Origin of the sequence: Parasphingorhabdus sp., assembly GCF_039939955.1 — a bacterium.
In the GTDB taxonomy this organism is placed as follows: Bacteria; Pseudomonadota; Alphaproteobacteria; order Sphingomonadales; family Sphingomonadaceae; genus Parasphingorhabdus.
In genome coordinates this window covers 13,973-34,763 of the sequence record NZ_JBDVHS010000003.1, presented here as the reverse complement: position 1 = coordinate 34,763, position 20,791 = coordinate 13,973, and the positions used below count along the sequence as shown (strand labels likewise).

General features: G+C 52.7%; 18 protein-coding genes. 2 read left to right on the top strand and 16 right to left on the bottom strand.

The window, feature by feature from the left end:
* Positions 1-6: 6 nt before the first annotated feature.
* The 16 genes from ABJG22_RS03245 to gtdA all read right to left on the bottom strand — a co-directional run bounded on the left by ABJG22_RS03245 (position 7) and on the right by gtdA (position 17,093).
* Positions 7-1,203 (bottom strand): MFS transporter, encoded by a 1,197-nt coding sequence (locus ABJG22_RS03245; protein ID WP_348018815.1) that lies wholly within the window; start codon positions 1,201-1,203, stop codon positions 7-9.
* A 49-nt stretch (positions 1,204-1,252) separates the two neighbouring features.
* Positions 1,253-2,410 (bottom strand): alpha/beta fold hydrolase, encoded by a 1,158-nt coding sequence (locus ABJG22_RS03240; RefSeq protein ID WP_348018814.1) that lies wholly within the window; start codon positions 2,408-2,410, stop codon positions 1,253-1,255.
* Positions 2,411-2,414: 4 nt separating this feature from the next.
* On the bottom strand, positions 2,415-3,317 hold the full coding sequence (locus ABJG22_RS03235; RefSeq protein ID WP_348018813.1) for a VOC family protein: 903 nt from the start codon (positions 3,315-3,317) through the stop codon (positions 2,415-2,417).
* A gap of 23 nt (positions 3,318-3,340) precedes the next feature.
* A complete protein-coding gene (locus tag ABJG22_RS03230) occupies positions 3,341-4,456 on the bottom strand; it encodes an FAD-dependent oxidoreductase (RefSeq protein WP_348018812.1) in 1,116 nt (371 codons plus the stop codon).
* 3 nt (positions 4,457-4,459) lie between these two features.
* Positions 4,460-5,449: an MBL fold metallo-hydrolase gene (locus tag ABJG22_RS03225; protein ID WP_348018811.1), complete on the bottom strand. Its 990-nt coding sequence runs from the start codon at positions 5,447-5,449 to the stop codon at positions 4,460-4,462.
* Between the two features lie 21 nt (positions 5,450-5,470).
* The gene (locus ABJG22_RS03220; RefSeq protein ID WP_348018810.1) at positions 5,471-7,885 is read right to left on the bottom strand and encodes a TonB-dependent receptor; all 2,415 of its coding nucleotides are present in this window, start codon (positions 7,883-7,885) and stop codon (positions 5,471-5,473) included.
* A gap of 189 nt (positions 7,886-8,074) precedes the next feature.
* Positions 8,075-8,983: a LysR family transcriptional regulator gene (locus tag ABJG22_RS03215; RefSeq protein ID WP_348018809.1), complete on the bottom strand. Its 909-nt coding sequence runs from the start codon at positions 8,981-8,983 to the stop codon at positions 8,075-8,077.
* A 438-nt stretch (positions 8,984-9,421) separates the two neighbouring features.
* Positions 9,422-10,612, bottom strand: coding sequence for a glycine C-acetyltransferase (locus ABJG22_RS03210; RefSeq protein ID WP_348018808.1), 1,191 nt, complete (start codon positions 10,610-10,612; stop codon positions 9,422-9,424).
* A gap of 1 nt (position 10,613) precedes the next feature.
* Positions 10,614-11,642 carry an L-threonine 3-dehydrogenase gene (gene tdh / locus ABJG22_RS03205; RefSeq protein WP_348018807.1) on the bottom strand — a complete coding sequence of 343 codons (1,029 nt, stop codon included), beginning with the start codon at positions 11,640-11,642 and terminating at the stop codon, positions 10,614-10,616.
* Positions 11,643-11,688: 46 nt separating this feature from the next.
* Positions 11,689-12,498 carry an SDR family NAD(P)-dependent oxidoreductase gene (locus ABJG22_RS03200; protein WP_348018806.1) on the bottom strand — a complete coding sequence of 270 codons (810 nt, stop codon included), beginning with the start codon at positions 12,496-12,498 and terminating at the stop codon, positions 11,689-11,691.
* The gene (locus tag ABJG22_RS03195) at positions 12,495-12,824 is read right to left on the bottom strand and encodes a non-heme iron oxygenase ferredoxin subunit (RefSeq protein ID WP_348018805.1); all 330 of its coding nucleotides are present in this window, start codon (positions 12,822-12,824) and stop codon (positions 12,495-12,497) included. Before ABJG22_RS03195 ends, ABJG22_RS03200 begins: the two co-directional genes overlap by 4 nt.
* 10 nt (positions 12,825-12,834) lie before the next feature.
* Positions 12,835-13,317: an aromatic-ring-hydroxylating dioxygenase subunit beta gene (locus ABJG22_RS03190; protein WP_348018804.1), complete on the bottom strand. Its 483-nt coding sequence runs from the start codon at positions 13,315-13,317 to the stop codon at positions 12,835-12,837.
* An 8-nt stretch (positions 13,318-13,325) separates the two neighbouring features.
* The gene (locus tag ABJG22_RS03185) at positions 13,326-14,564 is read right to left on the bottom strand and encodes an aromatic ring-hydroxylating dioxygenase subunit alpha (protein ID WP_348018803.1); all 1,239 of its coding nucleotides are present in this window, start codon (positions 14,562-14,564) and stop codon (positions 13,326-13,328) included.
* 140 nt (positions 14,565-14,704) lie between these two features.
* Positions 14,705-15,322 (bottom strand): maleylacetoacetate isomerase, encoded by a 618-nt coding sequence (gene maiA, locus ABJG22_RS03180; RefSeq protein WP_348018802.1) that lies wholly within the window; start codon positions 15,320-15,322, stop codon positions 14,705-14,707.
* Positions 15,323-15,338: 16 nt separating this feature from the next.
* Positions 15,339-16,034: a fumarylacetoacetate hydrolase family protein gene (locus ABJG22_RS03175; RefSeq protein WP_348018801.1), complete on the bottom strand. Its 696-nt coding sequence runs from the start codon at positions 16,032-16,034 to the stop codon at positions 15,339-15,341.
* A 9-nt stretch (positions 16,035-16,043) separates the two neighbouring features.
* Entirely contained in the window at positions 16,044-17,093 is a 1,050-nt protein-coding gene (gene gtdA, locus ABJG22_RS03170) for a gentisate 1,2-dioxygenase (protein ID WP_348018800.1), read from the bottom strand.
* 169 nt (positions 17,094-17,262) lie between these two features.
* Between gtdA and ABJG22_RS03165 the strand changes: the two genes are divergently transcribed.
* Complete coding sequence (locus tag ABJG22_RS03165; protein WP_348018799.1) at positions 17,263-18,060, top strand: IclR family transcriptional regulator; 798 nt, start codon at positions 17,263-17,265, stop codon at positions 18,058-18,060.
* Between the two features lie 439 nt (positions 18,061-18,499).
* Positions 18,500-20,716, top strand: coding sequence for a TonB-dependent receptor (locus ABJG22_RS03160; RefSeq protein WP_348018798.1), 2,217 nt, complete (start codon positions 18,500-18,502; stop codon positions 20,714-20,716).
* Positions 20,717-20,791 lie beyond the last annotated feature (75 nt).

Genomic DNA, 20,791 nt, shown 5'->3' with positions numbered 1-20,791 from the left:
AACCGGTCATGCCGAACTTTTCACTGCGCTCCCGCGCGCCACGATCAGCGCGACTATTGCTCCAGCCGCTATCACAACGCCATAGGCCATGAACGCCTGTGCAAACCCGCCTGTGATCGGAACGATAGAGGCCGTAACCAACGGCGCGGCAAATTGACCGAGGAAGAAGGCCCCGGTCCACATACCCATGCCGCGTCCCCGCATTTCGGGGGGCAGGTTGCTCATTGTCCAAGTCAACATATTCGGCAGCAACATCCCGGCGCCGATGCAAGCGACAACGCTAAAGGCAACCAAAGCATAGAAGTTTGTTGTTGTGCTTATTCCAACATAGCCGATCGCCGCCAGAACAAGGCCGGCGGTAAGCAGCCGCAGACCAACATTTTTCTTCAGCTGGTTAAAGAGAATGGATCCCACGGCGACGGACAAGTTGGTCAATGCTCCAATCATCCCAATAGTTGCCGGAGACACTTCACCCGAGAGCCCCAAAATCGGTCCAAGCTGGACGACAATGGAGTAAAATATAATCCCGACACCAATGGTCGTCAGGATCAACGGCAACACGGCCTTGATCGGGAACTTCACGCGCTCGCCATCCGTCTCCGTCGATTTGACGGTTGGCTCAAACAATATGATCGCCGCTGCCAGCGCAATCGGGATTGCCAGCAGATATAGCAAGAAAGGGCCCCGAGATCCCAGAACCTCGCCAAGGGCACCACCGACCGCGATCAGGATAATTGCAGCAACGCTGCCAAAACCAACTTGCAGGGCAATCCATTTCTCTCGCCGTGCACCTTCGAAATAATCTCCGATCAATACGGTGGCGACGGTCATGATCACCGCCTCTGTAATGCCGAGTGCGATACGCGCGCCAATGATCTGGAACAAATCGGTCAGAAACCACGGAATGATTCCAAAACCCGCGTAGAGAAGCAAACTGCCTACCAGCAGATATTTGCGCCCGACCTTATCCGACAACCAGCCCGCCAAAGGCGAAAAAAGCGCTACGCACAGCGCCGGAATCGTGAGCGCCATTGGCACAAAAAACTGGCTACCGCTGACATTGCCAAATTCCTTGAACAACAGGGGCAGGACCGGAATAAGCGACGTAATCGCCATGATCGGCATCATCGCCGCGAGAAGAATGATGACCCCATGGCGCGTATCGCCCCCATAAGCTGATCGCTCGGCTGTCCCCTGATTCATAATCGCATCCTCTTCCTTATCCAACCGCAGGCTATTTTAGCCCATTCTGCTATCCGACTTGCCCACCCAATGTTTCAGCAAACCAATCGGAAAGCAAATCCCGGCCATAAGACATGTTATCCGCACCGACATGTTCCACTCCGCCTTCACGGTCGGTGAAGATCACCTTCTCGCGGCGCGGGCTATTGATGAGCTGATCATAGAGATCATGGGCGTAGTTGACGCTGATTTGCCGATCATTTGCCCCATGGGTGACAAGGAACGGAACCTTGATCCCGTCCATATGACCATTGAGGTTCATGGCGGATGATTTTTCCAGAAAATCTTCCTGATCTTTCGCGCCAAAAGCCCAGTGCACATGCGCCCAATAGTGCGGCACAGGATTTTCACCTTCGCGCTCCATGCGCTGATCCTGCACTTCACGCCAATTGTGGTTGGCGCCCCAAACAGCACCGCTGGCAAAGCGCGGTTCATAAGCAACCGCCCGCGGCGCGAAATGCCCGCCCAGGGAAATGCCGGTCATACCGATTTTGCTGCCGTCCACATTGTCTTGCGTTTCCAGCCAGTCGACCGCCTTGGAAGCCCAGCTTTCAGAATGGGGATCAACCGGAAGGCCCTGCAGTCGCAACGCCTCACCCGTTCCGGGTTGGTCAACACAAAGTGTAGAGATGCCCCGCCGCGCCAGTTCCTCTGGCAATCGCGTCCAGTATAGCAGTTCTTTGTTGCTATCCAGGCCATTACAAAACACCACCGCTGGCTTGCGGCCTGCGCCCGGCGCCTTTGTCCAAATCGCTGACATGGTTCCGGTATCGAGTGGAATTTCTACCCGCTCACGATTGAGCGAACCGAGCGATGTCGATCGATCAAATGTCCTGCGCGCCTTGGCAAATGTCTCCGTGCGCCCCGGATGACCATGTCCCTGCATGCGCTCTGCTGTGAACAGATAAAGCGATGCGCGCTCCAGCTTGTTCGAGGCAGAGAAATTGCGGCCTTTGGCTTCATCCTCAGCCGCCAGTTCGATTAGCTTTTCACCCATCCCTACCCATTGCTTCATAAATTGCGGCAGGCCGGCTTCCGCGCCATTTGCCGACGCATCTTTAATGGGTTGGCACATATCGATGACTTCACCGATTTGCGCACCACTTTCCATCGCGATCGCAACAGAAAGGTTCCAGATATAATTGGGAAAATATTCAAATAACGCCATGTGGCTAGACCTCAGAGGGTTGGAAGAGACAAGGATCGGCTTCCGGCTTGGGCATGGTTTGCGGACCACCCACCCCGATGCCCCATTGGTCCATTATTTGAGGACCGGGTTCGTGGATGGTGGGCGTTTGCTTTTCAAAATCCACCTCTTCAAGCTCGGACGTATATTCCACGGCAAAGCCCGCCGGGGTTGTGAAATAGCTGAATGTATTATTGCCCGCAGTATGGCGTCCAGGTCCCCATTTAATCTCGGTGCCCCGCTTACCCAGACGGTTGGCGCCGCGCATCATGTCATCCAAGGTCAGCATGTCATAAGCCACATGATTGAGGCACGGTGGTCCCGGTAGAAACGCAATCCGGTGATGCGCGTCGTTGCAGCGCAAGAAGCACATGAAATCACCCAGCCAGTCACTGACCTTGAAGCCCAGAACATCGGTGAAAAACTGAACCGCCGCCTTGTGATCGGGCGAATGCAAGACAATATGGCTGATCTTCAGCGGCATGCCTTCCCAACGTTCCATCGGCCGCTGATCGCCACGCGCAACGTCAGCAGAAATTTCAAACGGAAGCCCGTCGGGCGAAAAGAAGCGGAAACCATAGCCGCCGCCCGGTGCGTCGAGATCGCGTGGTTCGTGAATGATCTTGCACCCCGCATCCCCGACCTTCGCCCGTAAAGCGTCCACATCCGCGCGACTGTCCGCGGCCAGAGCCATGATCTCGACACTATCGTTTTCACGCCTATGCAAGCGGACAACATGATGCTCGTCATGGCCGTGGGTTTTGAACCAGGCCATGTCGTCCGTGCTTTCCACTTCCAACAGCCCCCAATCGTCCGCATAGAATTTGCGTTCGGTGTCAAAATCTTTGACACCATATCCCACATAGCGAATTTCCGTTACTCGACTCATCAATTGGTCCTCAAAACTGGGCGTTAAATAGGTTGTGAGACGATACCGAACATCTCTCCGGTCGCTGCGGCTTGATCCACAAGCGGCCCCTTGCCAATTTGCCCGTGACAAATGGCGAGTGATTTTTCGACGATATATTTACACCGTTCAAACCGGCGATCGCGATAGGCTTTGAAGGCGTCGTCAGGCGTGTCATGGTTTGACAATTCATCCGCGAGAACCAGACTGTCTTCGATTGCCATGCCGGCACCTTGGCCGAGATGCGGCGTCGTTGCGTGTACGGAATCGCCCAGCAATACGACGCGGCCACTATGCCAGTCACCATAGAGCATCATCTGATCCATCGGCCGATAAACCACTTCATCATCTTCGGTAATTCGAGCGGCCAAAATCTGAATCTGCGGTGGCGCAGCGGACAGTTTATCGCGCATGGTCTTGGCGATACCGTTGGTTTCATAAAATGGCTTACCCGGTTCCGGGGTCGTCACATACATATACATCAGCGCTTCGCTGATCGGCACCAATCCAATACCAATCGGGCCATTATAGGCGTGCAGCGCATTGAGATCGGCGGGGCGTTCAAAATTATAGCGCCAAACCGCTTGTCCGGTAAATTCGGGCTTTGCCGCATCGGGCATGATTTTCTTCCGCGTGTCTGAATAGACGCCGTCCGCGCCAATCACGACATCAAATTCTTCCGTCTTGCCATCGGAGAAGCCCACGCGGACTTGCTCACCCAAATCATCGATGGAATTGGCAACAACGCCAAGACGAACCTCCGCTCCCGAAGCAATTGTCCGGTCGCCCAAAACCTTGTGCAGGGCGGGTCGACCGATCCCGACATTGGCCGGATAGCCTTCCACCAAACGCGGTGCAGGGACTTCAGCCACCTTGATACCTTTTGGCGTATGGATCGCGACATTATCAAAGGGCACACCGGCAGCCAGATAGTCATCCAGAAGGTCCAACTCGTCCATCGCGCGAATGACGTTGGACTGCTGGATGATCCCGACGCCATAGACGGCCCAGTCCGGATCCTTTTCGATCACGGTGACTTTGTGCCCCTTGCCTCTGAGCGCTATTGCAGAAGTTAGCCCGCCAATGCCCCCACCGATGACAAGAATATTCAGATCATTCATTGATCAATATTCATCCATGTCATTAGCGATAACCACTGGACCTTTGTAATATTCTGAAATCGTATTCAGATATTCAAAGAACTTGGGATTGTTGGGTTCAGCCCCGGCAAAATGGGTCACGACAACGGCTTTCACACCGGCCCGAGCAGCCAATTCCCCGACATCTTTGGGTAGCAGATGATGTTTGGTTAGATGGGATTCCATGTTTTTTGCGGCTGGCGCAGGCAGTTTAGGATTATTGCGCACAACCGCCGCAACGATAAGTGGCACGTCCATCATTTCGACAACCAGCAGATCAACGTCCTTCGCCAATTCCTCTACTGCTTCGCTGGGCCCGGTATCGCCGGTATATACGATTGAACGCCCGGGCATATCGAACCTGTAGGACAAGGCTTGAAACCGTTTTGCCAAATCGCTGCCAGGTATAAAACTATAATGCGTATTGCTCCGCACCGACAGTTTCATTCCATCAAAGTTCATTTTGGCGCCATCGCGTAGCTCCACTACCTCAATACCAGCCCGGTGATCCTTTGGCGGAGCGCCCGGCACACCGTAATTGGCCGTCGCCCCCGGTGTCATCGAGTCCAGAAGACCATCGACCAATTGCTGCGTTCCGGGAGGACCGTAAATAGTAAAGGACTGCGGAGCATTCGTCTGAAACCGCAGGCCTAAAATTGCCGCTAAACCGCCAGTATGGTCAAAATGCAAATGACTTATAAACACACCATCCAGCATCGCGGTTTGCATATTTGCTTTTGAAAGCTGACCAGCGGCCCCATCCCCAACATCAACAAGATATTTCTTGCCGTTAAACATTAGCAAGTTGGCTGGCTGGGAACGCGTCGGGATGGTTACGGGACCGCCGCGCGTGCCCAGCGTGATCCATTTGCCAGCATCAACGGTTGTGGCCTCTTCACTTGGCGCCTCTGCGTGATGCTTAGAATGGCCAGGGGTGGCAGCCAGTGCAACTGCACTGGCTATCACTATTTGCATTAGACGCATTTCCATTTCCTATTAAAACTTGAAGCGGACCGAGGCGCCCCAGTTACGCACCGAGTTCAGATCCCAGCTCTGGAACGTCGAAGACACGCCACGCTGCGCAGCATCGCCGGCCCATATTGTAACACCGGTCGGACGCACTTCATCGAAGCAGTTGCGGCAGAAAAGTGAGAAACGCACGGACTCTGATTCAACACCGATGCTGGCACCAATATAGTCTGTCGACGGGATTTCCGTTGTCGGATTGTTGCTGACATCAAAATTCAGCGATGAACGATGATACCAGTTAGCACTGACAAAACCATCCAGCGCGTCACTCACTGCAAATTGATATCTGCCCTGAATCGTTGACGTGAAGCTTGCTGAAGCCGGCAGTGGTTGACCCGATGCATCAAAGGTGTTGTCTGGTCCACAACCGGGCTGGGCCGGGTAACATTCAGCACCAAGAAACTCTTTGTAAACCGAGTCCAAAATTGATGCATTGGCATTGATTGTCAGGCCGTCGGCAGGACGCAGAGTAAGCTGCGCTTCGACACCCTTACTTTCGAGCGAACCGGCATTTTGCAGCAAGAACGTCTGGAACTGCACGTTGAACGATTGCGCCTGATAGTCGTCATACTTCGTCAGGAATGCGGACAGGTTGAAGGTAACCAAATTGTCAGCAAAGTTGCTCTTGAAGCCCAGTTCAAACGTCTCTGCGGTTTCCGGAGCAACCTGGTTGGGAACGGTTGCTACAAAGACGTCGTTGAATGCAGGACCTTTATAACCAGTCGCATAATAGCCATAGAGCATGACATCATCACTCACGTCATATTGTGCGCCAAGCTTATAACTGAAGTTTGTGTTCGACGCCTCTTCGACGAATGTCCCCGGGTCAGCAATGGGCACGAAGTAATTGAGTTGCTGCTGGACAGAAGTGATGTCGATCGTGTCTCGGGTGACACGGGCACCCGCAATCAACGTCAAGGCATCGGTAACATCGAAATTCAGCTGGCCAAAGGCGGCAAAGCTTTTAACGGTGAAATCCGTCGACGTATCTCGGCCGATGAAGAAGTCATTGCTCACATTGCAGTTCGGCGGACCCCCGGGGCTCACAACTGGTGGATTTATACAGAAAGGAAAACCCGGGAGCGCTGGAGCCGGGAGGTTCTGAAAGCCTCCGAGCAGACGGTCATCAGTCTCGTCAGCCTGATAATAATAAAGACCAAGCTGGCCGTGAACTCTGTTTGTGTCAGGAATAGAAAGCCGCAATTCATTCGAGAATTGGGAGAAGTCTGAATCGATCCGGTTGTTATCCAAATAGGTTCCAGTGGTTCGATCAGAATCCAGGTTCGAGTTGGTTTTCAGATTTTTATACGCTGTCACGTTGATAATTTGCCAATCGTTGGGCAACGTATAGGCAATTGTTCCCTGAATACTGCTGATTTGAGTATCACGAAAAGAACTCGCATTTTGCGCAATGAAAAGATTCTCGGGGCCGGCAGTAATGCCAGCGGCAGTTATCTGATCAACGACTCTACCGGCCGGATCAGCGAGACGATAGCTGTCAAGAAACCTCCCGCTTGTTTCAGCATATTCACCGATCAGATAGATTTCAAGATTGTCGCTCGGTTCAACAAGCAGCTTCGCCCGGATGCCCCAATCTTCCTTTTTGTTATCGGACAAGTCCGCCCCGACCGCCTTCACGATGCCGTCTTGATGCGTGTAACGGGTATTGATCCGCAACGCCGCACTTTCGCCAAGCGGTGCGTTGACGGTGCCGCGTAAAATAACGCCATAACCGTCATCGGGCGTGGTGTCGCGCAGATTGAGTTCCGCTTTGACAAAACCTCCAAATTCCCCAAGCTCAGGCCGGCGGGTTACGATGTTAAGCAGGCCGGCGGAAGAGTTTTTGCCAAACAACAAACCCTGCGGTCCGTTCAGAACTTCGACCCGCGCCACATCGTCAAATGCACCAAGGGCCAGAGCGGTCCGACCGACATTTACATCATCGACTGCAAAACCAACACTTGATTCTACAGTGGGAGTGAAAGCTAATGTACCGATCCCACGAACCGAAACGTTGTCGTTGAGGCCGGAAATCTGGACCGTAGGAGCGGCGAGGAATATTTCCGAGGCAGTATTGATATTGCGATCTGACAGAGTGTCCGCGGTAACCGCTGTTAACGACACAGGAACATCCTGGATATCTTGTGAACTGCGCTGAGCAGTCACGATGATAATATCAGGATCATCAGCTTCAGCATTATCAGCATTCTGAGCCGCTGCCGGCGATGCGAACATCGCAGAAACTAGAGCGATTGAAAGTGCTGCCTTCGATGCAGATGCATTACATTTGTGGAACTTCATTATTTTCCTCCCCGTAAATATTGATTTCTTGCTGCGTGTATGCCGCCGCTTTTTACCGTCCCATGGATAATCCAGAGGCATGGATTGGAAAAATCAATTTCACGAATAGTAATAACCATTTTGGCTAATAGCGGAAATCATTTGTTTTTTAGGTTTATCATAAATTTGATTTATGGATAAAATGTAGGATTTATCAAAGGTTTCGGACCGTCACGCCCAATCGCGCAGCTTTTACCAAAGCCGAGCAGGTGCAATTCATCGATCTTATGGCTAAGCCTGCGTCGAATTTTGTGCGACTTGCTTCAGCTTGCGGCGCAACCAAATTACCGCTTCATCCATTTCACGGCTAGGGTGAAATTGCATCATTTCCTGCATCACCGGCAAATCTATCGGTGGTTCGGCGATCGTCAAAGAAGCTGCAGGAGCCACTATCCGCGCCAATCTTTCATGCATCAACGCCAGGCGCATCGTGCCGGGAATCAGCCATGGCGCTTGAATGAAAGACGGTGCCGTAATTTCTATCCGCCGTTCTTTCCCGTAGGTTTCCAATGCACGCTCAATAAAGCTGTTCCGATGGTCTACCTGAACAGCAACATGCCCGCTGTTAAAAAAGCCGTCGGCCGTCAAAGGCCGTTGCATGAGCGGGTTTCCAGACCAGCCAACGACTACATGTCGCTCCTCAAAAAGGGCTTCCCGCGGGTGCTCCGCTTCCAGAAACTCTTCCGGGCCTAGCAGCAGGTCAAGCTCGCCATTGGACAATAGAGCCCCTGATTCGTTGGTCGGCAACGATATATCTAGTCTGATATTCGGTGCTTCGCGCTGCAATATATCAAGAAACGGAACAACCAGGACAGTGGTAATATAATCCGACGCGGATATCCAAAAGCGGCGATCCGAAGTCGCGGCATCAAAGCCCCTGCCGCTCGAGATCAGACTCCGAAGGTGCAAAATCATCTCCGACACCCGTGGCGCCAAATCGATCGCATGAGCCGTAGGCACCATCTTCTTGCCGTGCTGGGTCAGAATATCATCCTGGAACGAATCCCTCAGCCGCTTCAGAGATGCGCTCATAGCTGCCTGGGTTACATTGAGACGTTTGGCGGCACGAGTTACATTGCGCTCCTGCAACAACACATCAAAAGCCACCAACAGATTGAGATCAAAATTATCCAGCCGCATACAGGATAGATATCAGTGATCTTAAAATAGAAAAACAAAAAATTGTGTTTATGACCGCTTGACCAGGACCTCACCAAATCTGAACCAGGCACAAAAAACCGCCAACCTATCGGGCAAGCTGCTTTCGGGCTGGTTACGGCGGGAGGATTTGAACCTACGACTTTCAGGTTATGAGCCAGCCAGCTCCCCCCTGAGCTCGCCGATGAATATTCGCAATGCACTTGATCGCATCATTTAGCACCCGTCCCGTTCGATCTGAAATTTCAAGCAGTTCGGCACCGGTCGAAAATGCCGCTAGTTTTATACTCGGCCTAATCGGCGAGCTGATCCTCAGCTACATATTAGAATTGCACAATGGGCGACTTTTCGGAGGGCTAAGCCCCTTGGTTTTCGAAGCTAGGGTGACGCAATGGAAGACAAGTGAATGCAACTAAACCATTACGAGTCCAGTTCCTCCTTCACCGCCGCGAAAGCTTTGATAGCATGCTCGATCTCGGAAAGCGTGTGCGCGGCAGAAATTTGACATCTGATCCGTGCCTTACCTTCGGGCACCACGGGATATGAAAACGGGGTGACGTAGATTTCGTGCGCCAACAATGCCTCGGCAAAGGCGGATGCCTTGTTAGCATCGTACAGCATGACGGGAATGATGGGATGGTTGCCCGGCAAAAGATCGAAACCGGCTGCTGCTAGTCCTTCCCGAAAGAACGACATATTCTTTTGGAGGCGATCGCGCAGCGCATCTCCCTTGCTCGCAAGATCAAGGGCCTCAATAGCGCCCGCAACGAGCGATGGAGCGACCGTATTGGAAAACAGATAGGGCCTTGACCGCTGACGCAACAGTTCCACAATCTCACCTCTCGCCGAAGTAAAGCCGCCACTTGCGCCGCCAAGCGCTTTGCCCAGAGTCCCGGTCAGGATATCGATCCGGTCCATACACTCAAAATGCGCTGGCGTACCCCGCCCTCTTGGTCCGATAACGCCCGTTGCATGGCTATCATCAACATGCACCAAGGCGTCATATCGTTCCGCAAGAGTGCATATTTCATCGAGCTTCGCGAGCGAGCCGTCCATAGAGAACACACCATCGGTCGTTATTAGTTTGAAGCGAGCGCCCGCCTGATCTGACGCTTTCAGCTGCGCTTCAAGATCCTCCATGTCATTGTTGCGATAGCGATACCGCTTAGCCTTGGACAAACGAATCCCGTCAATGATCGATGCGTGGTTCAACTCATCGGAAATAATCGCGTCTTGGTCACCTAAAAGGGTTTCGAACAGGCCTCCATTAGCATCGTAACATGATGGGTATAGAATTGTGTCTTCCAGACCAAAAAAGGCTGTGAGGGACTCTTCGAGCTTTCTGTGGACACTTTGAGTCCCGCAGATGAACCGCACCGACGCCACGCCGTAACCCCATCTGTCCAACCCTTTCTTTGCCGCATCTCTTACCCGAGCGTCCTGCGCCAGACCCAGATAGTTGTTCGCACAGAGATTCAGTAACGTTTCTCCCGAAGAGATGCCAACCTCGGTGTTTTGTGCCGTGGTAATGACGCGCTCGCGCTTAAAAAATCCGGCCTTTTTGATTGCGGATATTTCCGCTTGAAGATGATCTTTGAATCCGCCGTACATACTAAATTTCCCAGTTCAGAACGACCTTCCCGGAATTTCCGGAAAGCATGGCATCGAATCCCTGTTGAAAATCAGGATAATCAAACCGGTGCGTGATGATCGGGTCAAGGTCGAGGCCGGATTGCATCATTACAGTCATTTTATACCAAGTTTCAAAAATTTCTCGTCCATAGATCCCTTTGATATTCAACATATTGAATATCACCACATTCCAGTCGATCGCGACATCGCCCGATGGAATCCCAAGCATCGAAACTTTTCCGCCGTGACATATATTGGCCAGCATATCACGGAAAGCATCGGCGCTTCCCGACATTTCAAGCCCGACATCAAATCCTTCCGCCATACCAAGCTCGCGCTGAACGTCGGCTAGGGTCTCCCTCCCGACATTGACAGTGCGGGTAGCGCCAACTTTCTCGGCCAATGCGAGACGAAAATCATTGACATCGGTTATGACGACATGGCGAGCACCTGCGTGCCTAGCGATCGCAGCTGCCATCGCGCCGATAGGACCAGCTCCAGTGATGAGCACGTCTTCTCCGAGCAAATCCCACTGAAGGGCGGTATGAGCGGCATTCCCGTAGGCGTCAAAAAAACTCGCGACGTCGAGGTCGATATCATCAGAATGATGCCATACATTGGCATTCGGAATAGTAATATACTCTGCGAAAGCGCCGGGACGATTGACTCCAATGCCGCTGGTGTGCGGACAAAGGTGGCGCCTGCCTGCCATGCAGTTGCGGCAACGCCCGCAAACGATATGGCCTTCGCCAGAAACAATCATTCCCACAGAATAATCGTTCACGTTTGATCCGATATCGACAATCTCTCCCACAAACTCATGGCCAACGATCATCGGCGTCGGAACTGTTTTCTGCGCCCAGTCATCCCATTTGTAGATATGAACATCGGTACCGCATATCGCGGTACGCTTCACCTTAATGAGGACATCATTCACCCCCATTTCCGGCTCCGGGACATCTTCCAACCAAAGCCCTTCACCGGCCTCCCGCTTTATAAGTGCTTTCATATATGCTCCTGCTGACAAAGAGATATCAGTAATTTATATAATGAATTCATCGGATTATCAGCCCCGCAGCGAGAAACCCCCCATCAACCGCAAGAATATGCCCATTCACATATCCGGACCGCGGTGATGCGAGAAATAGCGCGGCATGCGCGACATCATCCGGAGTGCCGTAACGATCAGCCGGGATCGCCGCTCGATAGGTTGTCCGTGTTTCGAGAGAATGCATCTCTTGCACCAGTTCGGTCTCGATAGCCCCGGGCGCGAGACAGTTGGCGGTGATGCCCTGATCTGCCAACTCCACCGCGAGAACGCGCGTCAGCATGATAACGCCAGCCTTTGCAGCGCCGTATGCTGCGCGCCGCGTTCCCCCACGAACGCCGGCGGTAGATGAAATAGTGATAATCCGGCCATAGCGTGCAACCGCCATGATGCGCGCTACTGCGCGCAGCACGAGGAAACTGCCTGTTAGATCAACATCCAGAATCCGTTGCCATTGCTCATCGGTCGTATCGACGAACAAGGACTCCACTCCTATTCCCGCGCTGTGGACCAGTATGTCGATCCCACCAAGAGCGGTGCTCGCACCTTCAACAGCCTCGTTAACTTGTTGAGCATTGGAAATGTCTACGTCAAAAATATGTACCTCCGCCCCTTGGGAACGGAGTATTTCCGCCAGCGATGAAAGTCTGGAGCCTTCGATATCGATCAAGGCCAGCTTGACACCTGCAGCAGCGAAGGCCCGGGCCGTAGCCTCTCCTATGCCACCCGCCGCACCCGTTATGACCGCCCGTTGCCCGGTAAGTGCATTGACAACATACCGATCATCCGCACGTGTTTGGTCAGCAGCATGGGTCAATCTTCACCACTTTCGCTCCAGAGGACGAAGATGTCAGCGCCGTCCCGGCGCGTGTCGTAGGTTTGCAATGGTTCCGTACAGGGCAGTGCTTTGGGTGCACCGGTTTTGACGTCGAACAAGCCTTGATGAACCGGACATTCGATTAAACCGTCTTCGAGGAACCCGCGTGAAAGTCGGGCAAAGCCATGCGTACAATAGTCATCGGTCGCAAAGATTTCCTCATCGACTTGGTAAAGAGCGATCCGTGAACTGCCAATCTTCGCGCCAAAAACACCGTCTTCACTAAAATCGGAAACCGCGCCGACGCGGACCCATTCCTTTGTCATATTCTTGCCCCTAGATCGGATAGATAAGCGAGTTTGAGATCATCTCGGTATCGAGCACACAGACGCGCTTACTGAAACGCATATCTGGGCCATCAAGTCGAATCCGGTCGTAGCTGACACCGCAATATGCGACCTGGGACTGCCGATCAGGAAGCGTCTCTAGTACAAGAAAATTGGATCGCGTTTCCACTTCGATGCCCGACCGGTCCAGAACAAGAGTACCGGACTGGAAGCGCCTGTAGGCGCGGGGCGTGTAGGTCATGGATGTCTGGATCGCTACTGCACGATCCCGCATCATTCCCACTCCTTCACAAAGCACCGTGGACAGAGGATATCCGCCGTCCCAATTTTCTCTTGTGGTTATCCGATACAATCCGTCGTCGGCGAAGAAATTCGGCCACTCGTCGAGCAATCTATCATCAAGCGCGGCATCGTATCGGTGGTAAAAGCGCAATATGGCTTCGGACACGGGATCAGTTTCTGTCATCATCATACCGCCACCTAGAAACCCATGATTTTTTTGTAATAGGCATACATGCCTCGAATTGCGGTCTCGGTGATCATATAGTCAGTGCATTCAATCTCATGCCCACCCATTTCTATCATTGCGTTCTGGCTTGCATTGCCGGTTGCGCCTTCTTGGCAATATTCGATAACCTCTCCGTCTTCTGCGGAAACAATGCCCGCGGGGCCAAATAGGTTCGCTTGCAATAATCTGCGCTGAGTCATCTCTTCATCGTCATCGGCATAACCAAAATGGGTCCAGACGAAATCGAATCCGCCAGCCCCCTTGGGGATGATCTGGCGCGTTGAGAGCGAGTTCACTTGTTGCTGAAGAATGGCGGACGGAAATACCGTGATCATCCCCACCGTCTGCGGCGTGGACCACTCATGCTCATACTCGATCAGCCGGGTGTCAGAGAGCTCGAGGTCTCCGTCAAAAGAGCGGATCGAACCGCTGACGTCATTGAGTTCCTGCTCACCCTTGCGCGAGATAAGAATGCCGTGCCTGCCAGTATCATCCAACTCTGTCGCCGATTCCTGGTCGGCGCGAAACAGGCCAAAGGTGCTGAAGAAAACATGTAGCAAGCCCGGGTGATAGGAATCCTTGATATTCTCCATCATCATTTTCCAGTTCGCCGGAATGTGCTGTCGGTTGTATCCGAGCACCTTCAGGGGACGGCCGTCATATACACGCTGATAATGAGCGTACATACGCTCCCCCAGATACTCCTTAAAGTCCGGCGTTTCCTGAGAGAATGTCGCCCAAATGATACCATTTTCACACTGGACACGCAGGCGATTGAGCCCGTTGTCCTTCAAGTCGAACGATTCAGGCATGCCTCCCTTGCGCCGCACCCCACGTTGAAATGGCACGGCTTGGAGTTCACCCTCAAGCGAATAGACCCATTGATGGTAAGGACATGCAAATTCTTTCGCCTTGCCAAACTTCTCACGACAAAATCGTGCGCCGCGATGCGCGCATCGATTTTCATGGACGGCAATTTCATCGTCGCCAGTTCGCACGACGATCACGGAACGCTCTCCTATAAAAGTTGTCTTGTAATCGCCAACTTCTGGAATTTCAGCCTCTAGAGCAACGTAGGACCAGTGATCGCCGTAGAAAATACGTTCCATTTCGTCAGCATAAACAGATGGATCCGAGTAAACCCACAACGGGACGCGCGAGGCTTCTTCGGGCCAACAGCGCCCTGCCTGCTCCTGCTTCAAGCCGTTCATATTCGTCTCCGTCATTTCACAATATTATTTTAATATACAATATTTTTTATAATGGACAATATTAATTTTGAATAAATTGGAATCTTATGCTGCCACACCGACGGCGCTCGGAATTAGCGATTGGCAGAAAATGCAGAAAACTATGGCGCTGCATCCCTGAACGCGGGAATGTCCTGCAGCACACGATCAATCTCGACCAGTGTAGAAAAATCGTCCAACGGCACGGAAAAACGTCGAGCGTTAAACATTTGCGGCACAAGGCAGACGTCAACGGCCGTGAGTTCGTCGCCGAAGCAGCGCGCTCCGCCACTCCGCGCAGCCACTAACGCCTCAAGACCAGAAAAGCCGGCGCGCACCCAATTGGCATACCAGGCTTGCCGCGCTGCCTCGTCCGCGCCCAATTCCTGTTCCAGATATTTCAGGACACGCAGGTTGTTCAGCGGATGGATATCACAGGCGATGGTCATCGCCATTTCCATAACCGCAGCCTCGTCTGCAACATTTTCGGGGAGAAGACGAGGCGACGGATATAATCGATCCAGATACTTCATGATCGCCATAGACTGCGAAAGTCGAACGCCATCATCGAACTCTACAAACGGGACAAGACCACTAGGGTTTACCTGACGATAACTGGGCGCCATCTGATCGCCGGTCGCAAAATCGACTTTGACCGTTTCATATTGGCAGCCTTTGAGATTGAGCGCGATACGGACGCGAAAGGATGCAGAAGAGCGGGGAAAGTCATATAGTTTCATATAACCGTCCTGCCACTCAGTTCCGCGCCGCAATGGCGACCGAGATGTCAGGCAATCCGTCGATCTGCCCTACGAGACTGTCTCCGGCGGTGACCGGTCCCACACCGGCAGGAGTACCCGTCATAATGAGATCACCCGGTGCTAACACATAGAGCTTAGAAAGGCTTTCTATGATCTCGTCGACATTCCAGATGAGATCTCCAATGTCCGCTTCTTGGCGGGTTTCACCATTTACTTCGAGCAAGATCCGAGCTTTTGAGAGCTCCCCTGTTTGCGAAACCGGGACAATTTTTCCAATCGGAGCAGCCTGATCAAAATTTTTACCCGCATCCCACGGTCTGCCCTTTTCGCGCGCCACCAACTGTAGATCACGCCGCGTCATATCGAGCCCCACTGCATATCCGAATATATGACTGCTCGCATCCTGCTGCGCTATGCAACTCCCACCGCGGCCGATGGCAACGACCAGTTCAACCTCATAGTGGTAATTTTCCGTTGCCGACGGATAGGCGATCACGCTGCCCGAGGGGACATAAGTGTCCGCCCATTTGGTAAAGAAGAAAGGAGGATCCCGATCATCCCCATGGCCCATCTCTTCTTTATGCGCCGCATAGTTCCGCCCGACGCAGTATATCCGGCGGACTGGATAACGATCATCTGTTCCATGCACTTCAGCGTAGACCGATTCGGGTTTATTGTGGGTCAGTGACATAATATTTCCTCAAAACAATTCTTCAAACCAGAGAGACAAGCGATCCTGCACCGCCTTGTCGGAAAAACTAAAAAGGACGAGATCCTCGTCCGCCGAAAAGCTCAGCGGGTTCCAGGCTGGGACAACAAAAACATCCTTTTCGTGAACATGAAAATACTCCTCCCCGATCTTCACCGAGCCGCTCCCGCTGCACACCACAAATACTGAGCTGTCCGTGCTTCGCTTTGCCTTTGTATCCATGCCCTTGGGGACCAGCTGACAAAATGCCGAAAGCGTTTTCATCACGCTGCCACCCGTGACTGGATTGGTAAATTCCATCCGTATGCCATCATGAGGGTGCGGCGCCTCAGAACGGGCGATAACATCGAGAGACTCGCGCCATTCGCTAAACGGATAGTGGAACAAAGGTTGGTCCCTCAGAGCGTCGTCAAACTCAACGCGCCGCGCCGGACGAAGATTTTTTCCATATCGAGCCAGCGTATCACCCGGAGGCCGGGTTTCCGGGTGGCTATACTCATCCAATTTTTCAGCATAGCCAGACGAAAGATGCTGAAGTAGCGGAATATCCAGACCATCAAGCCAAATCATCGGCTCCGAGGATTCGTTGGCATGGTCATGCCAAAGCCCGGAAGGCGTCAGAACTAGATCAAAGGGCCGCATTGCCACCTTTTCGCCATTGACCGCTGTGGTCCCTCCCTCGCCCTCCATGACAAAGCGCAAGGCACTTTGCGCGTGGCGATGACAAGGCGCGACCTCTCCGGGCAGAACGAGTTGCATCCCCGCATAGAGCAACGGCGTGATTGCGGATTCCCCCACCATGTTCGGATTTTCGAGAATAAGAACCCGCCGCTCAGCCTGTGCAGCAGAAATCAGGTCGCCGGACCGCATCAAATGCTCGCGTATGACAGAAAAATTCCAAAGTGCTGGGCCAGCCCGGCATCCAGGCTGACGCGGCACTAGATCATGCAAAACTTCCCACAATGGAGCCAGGTTATGCTGAACCAAATCGTCGTAGAACGCGCCCAATCCGTCGCCTGCATCGCGATCAACTGCGTTCATATTGGCTTCCTTCATATTTCACCATTGTGTAATATATTACTTATTGAGACACAGCACTACTCAATGGGGCCACGTATTGCAACCCGTGATTTTGGAGGAAGCGCTTGACAACGCGCCAGCGTCATGAACATTCACCATTTTCACCAATGGGCAAAATAAGGGACCAGCTTTGAGCAGAAGAGGAAAGCCGCCATCGGCCTCAGAAGGCGAGCGACGTGGCATTCAATCCGTCGAGGTCAGCACCAAGATACTTTTGGCCCTGGCCGGAGCTGGCACTGCCGTACCCTTGCGTGACCTAAGTCAACTCACCGATATGCCATCGAGCAAGACCCATCGCTATCTTTCTAGCTTCATTCGAACGGGATTCGTCCGACAGGATCCCAAGACCGGCCGTTACGACTTAGGCCCTGCGGCCCTAAAGTTAGGCCTAGCCGCGCTGTCTCGTTTCGACGTGATTGACGTCGCACATGATGCGATGCGCGAACTGACTGCCGAACTGGGCTATACGAGTCTCCTGTCAGTCTGGGGGCCCCAAGGACCAACCATCGTCCGGTGGCATCGATCAGCCGATTCTCTGGTTACGTCGCTTATGCTCGGATCCGTTTTTCCGTTACTTTCTTCTGCTACGGGGCGTGCTTTTCTTCCATTCCTGCCGGATGGCCTAACATCTGCCCTCATCACCAAGGAGTTGGCAGCCAACAAACGTATGGTCGGCCAAACCCATCTGCCGGTCAAAAAAGCAGACGTCCAACAGCTGAAAAATGAAGTGTGCGATGGTGGATTCGCGACGATCGATAGCACGTTCATCCCCGGCCTTTGCGCTATCGCCGCCCCCATCCTCGACAGCCAAGGGGAAGCGCAAGCCGTGATCACGCTGATCGGTGCAGAACATTTGCCACTGCTGGAAGACGAAGCGACTAAAAAGGCGCTTGCCGAAACCTGCAGGTCGATTTCGCTGTCCGAATGAAGCTGGCTATTGTCACGGCTTGAGAGTCGCGCCACTTCCCAACAACGATGAAATACGTCAACCAAATGGTTGTCCCGCTCGCCAATGCGATTCTAGTTCACTCGGCCCCAGCCGTCGGTCGGCAGGCGCCCTGCGAAACCAAGCGACCCGATACCTGCTGCCGCAAACAAACCGCCGTTCTGAATCACCAGCGCGTGTAATTCTTGACGATGACGAAAATCAAATGTTATTATCTTTTAGTGAATTCATTTGCATTTAGGTAATATTATTGTAACCAAGGTGACAGCCGGTTTCCGGTAAAATTGAATAGCAGGGGGCCCAAATGGACCAAATTACTAAAGCAAAACACAATTTTTCGTTTGTAGAAAACCCAAACAACAGTCTTGTGAGACAGTCACTTATTTCACATGGACGTTATGGCAGTTTGTGCCTTGCAGCTTTGGCTGCTTCCGTTCCAACGGTTGCCCATAGCCAAGACGGCCAAGAAGAAGTCGACAGCAATGTCATCGTTGTTACCGCTCAAAGACGCGAACAATCGGTGCTGGATGTACCGATCAGCGTTGCGATCTTCGACACAGAGATGATAGAACGCCAAAATCTGGATGAGATCGGTGATTATTTTGACCTCACGCCAAATGTCGCCTTCGTCAACGAAGGCTCAAAGCTCAGCAACAATGTATCGATCCGGGGTATATCAAATATCGGCGGCACCCAAAATGTGGTCGGTTTCTATGTTGATGAGTTCAACGTTGCGCCGGTCGTCGAAAATGCGACCTTTGACCAGCAGCTTGTCGACGTGGCACGTATTGAAGTGCTACGCGGGCCGCAAAGTACGCTGTTCGGCCGTAATGCATCAGGCGGAGCCATTAGTATAACGACCGTGAAACCATCGGCGGATTTCGGGGGCCACGTTTCAGCAGGGTATGAACGCTTCAACACCTTCCGACTTTCTGGGGCCGTAAACGTTCCGTTGAGCGACACGGTATTCGCCCGGTTTAACGGCTATGTCGAGGACAGCGCTGGATTTCTGAAGAACGAAGGGCCAAGCAGCGGCACCAACGACCATACGAGTTACGCGTTTCGTGGTGCGTTGAGGTTTCAGCCAGACGACCGATTGACCGTGGACATTACCGGCTCCCACCAGCACCATGAGCAGGGTTTTCTCAACAGTGTCCCAACAGGGATCCAGGGAGACACATTAGCCGCTCTCGGCTTTCCGATATTCACTCTCGATGCTGGATTCTTTCCTGATAATCGGAACACCATCCAAACCGACCGGAATAGAGATATCGATGCTGAAACATCGATCTTCACGGGACGCGTCCAGTATGATCTCGATAATTTTTCGATCATATCGGTAACCGGGTATATCGACCATCACTCAACGACCAACGGCGAAGCAGATCAGTCAGGCCTCGATTTGTGGAACGACGAATCATTCGCCGACCTGGAAAGCTGGAGCACCGAACTTAGGCTTCAGTCGAACGAGACAACGGGTTTGAACTGGATGTTGGGCGGCGTTTATGCTGAAGACAGCAGTACTCGGTTCCAGCGCCGCCCCTTTTCGATTGCGTTTTTCAGAGATCTGCTAGGTCTCCCAGCGGCGGCCCTCCCACCGGCCGGAACGGAAATCACCCCTATCAATGATCTCCTCACGGCGGACGTTACCTCTTTTGGCATGTTCGGTGAAGTGAGCTGGACCAGTCCGGATAGTGCGCTGACGGTTAGCGCAGGACTACGATGGCAACATGATAAGGTAGCGACGAGCTTCTTCGCGGAACGCAACGCCGTGTTCCCGCCCTTCACTGCAGTTCCGCAATCCCAAGCCGGTGAAGCGTCGTTTGACAACTTTCTGCCTCGTTTCGCAGCCAATTACGAAATCGCGGACGACATCAACATATACGCGACGGTCTCCCGCGGCGGAAAACCGGGAGGCTTCAATTTGGCCACAACCACTTTTCCAAATCTGGGGCTGCCGTCAACGTTCGACAGCGAAACGCTTTGGAACTATGAAGTCGGCGTCAAATTGGCATCGCCGGACAATCGCGTCCGTCTAGACGCATCGCTTTTCCTGATCGACTGGACAGACATTCAGGTTTCCAGCTTTTTCATCGATCCAGCGACATTTGCGAGCGGAACAGTTACGCAAAACGGTGCCGAAGCGACGTCTAAGGGTATTGAAGTTAGCTTGATGGTTGAACCGGTCGATGGGCTCGTATTAGAGAGCTCATTTGGCTATCAGAATTCGCGCTTCGGAAGTTTCCCAAATGCTATCATCGATTCAACGGGCACGACCGCGGACGCTTCTGGTAATCGCCTTCCACTCGCACCGGAATTGTCCGCCAGCGTATCTGCCCAGTATAACCACTCGTTTAGCAGCGGAAGCGATGCCTTTCTCCGGCTTGAATATGTCTTCCGCGACAGTCTCTTTACCGACAATGAAAGCCGCGTGGCAGCCCCGGATTTCGTGGATGAGTATGATTATGTGAATCTCAGGGTTGGCTTCGATATCGGATCATTCGAAATGCTAGCTTTTGTCGAGAATGTCTTCGACGAAAACTACGTAACCGGATATTTCACGCCGAACTCGATCACCGGTGTTTTGGCGACCGTTAATCCACGCCGATATGGGATCAGCGGAACTTTCAGATTCTAGCTCATCAATGAACCTCTAAACTCTCTCCTGGATCGCGTGCCACGATGGCAGCTCGATCTAGGAGAGAGTGTTGCC

What these genes read in the sequence shown, in the direction of transcription:
- ABJG22_RS03245 (WP_348018815.1), bottom strand. Translation starts at nt 1,203, where the DNA reads ATGAATCAGGGGACAGCCGAGCGATCAGCTTATGGGGGCGATACGCGC.
- ABJG22_RS03240 (WP_348018814.1), bottom strand. Translation starts at nt 2,410, where the DNA reads ATGGCGTTATTTGAATATTTTCCCAATTATATCTGGAACCTTTCTGTT.
- ABJG22_RS03235 (WP_348018813.1), bottom strand. Translation starts at nt 3,317, where the DNA reads ATGAGTCGAGTAACGGAAATTCGCTATGTGGGATATGGTGTCAAAGAT.
- ABJG22_RS03230 (WP_348018812.1), bottom strand. Translation starts at nt 4,456, where the DNA reads ATGAATGATCTGAATATTCTTGTCATCGGTGGGGGCATTGGCGGGCTA.
- ABJG22_RS03225 (WP_348018811.1), bottom strand. Translation starts at nt 5,449, where the DNA reads ATGCAAATAGTGATAGCCAGTGCAGTTGCACTGGCTGCCACCCCTGGC.
- ABJG22_RS03220 (WP_348018810.1), bottom strand. Translation starts at nt 7,885, where the DNA reads ATGCCTCTGGATTATCCATGGGACGGTAAAAAGCGGCGGCATACACGC.
- ABJG22_RS03215 (WP_348018809.1), bottom strand. Translation starts at nt 8,983, where the DNA reads ATGCGGCTGGATAATTTTGATCTCAATCTGTTGGTGGCTTTTGATGTG.
- ABJG22_RS03210 (WP_348018808.1), bottom strand. Translation starts at nt 10,612, where the DNA reads ATGTACGGCGGATTCAAAGATCATCTTCAAGCGGAAATATCCGCAATC.
- tdh (WP_348018807.1), bottom strand. Translation starts at nt 11,642, where the DNA reads ATGAAAGCACTTATAAAGCGGGAGGCCGGTGAAGGGCTTTGGTTGGAA.
- ABJG22_RS03195 (WP_348018805.1), bottom strand. Translation starts at nt 12,824, where the DNA reads ATGACAAAGGAATGGGTCCGCGTCGGCGCGGTTTCCGATTTTAGTGAA.
- ABJG22_RS03190 (WP_348018804.1), bottom strand. Translation starts at nt 13,317, where the DNA reads ATGATGATGACAGAAACTGATCCCGTGTCCGAAGCCATATTGCGCTTT.
- ABJG22_RS03185 (WP_348018803.1), bottom strand. Translation starts at nt 14,564, where the DNA reads ATGAACGGCTTGAAGCAGGAGCAGGCAGGGCGCTGTTGGCCCGAAGAA.
- maiA (WP_348018802.1), bottom strand. Translation starts at nt 15,322, where the DNA reads ATGAAACTATATGACTTTCCCCGCTCTTCTGCATCCTTTCGCGTCCGT.
- ABJG22_RS03175 (WP_348018801.1), bottom strand. Translation starts at nt 16,034, where the DNA reads ATGTCACTGACCCACAATAAACCCGAATCGGTCTACGCTGAAGTGCAT.
- gtdA (WP_348018800.1), bottom strand. Translation starts at nt 17,093, where the DNA reads ATGAACGCAGTTGATCGCGATGCAGGCGACGGATTGGGCGCGTTCTAC.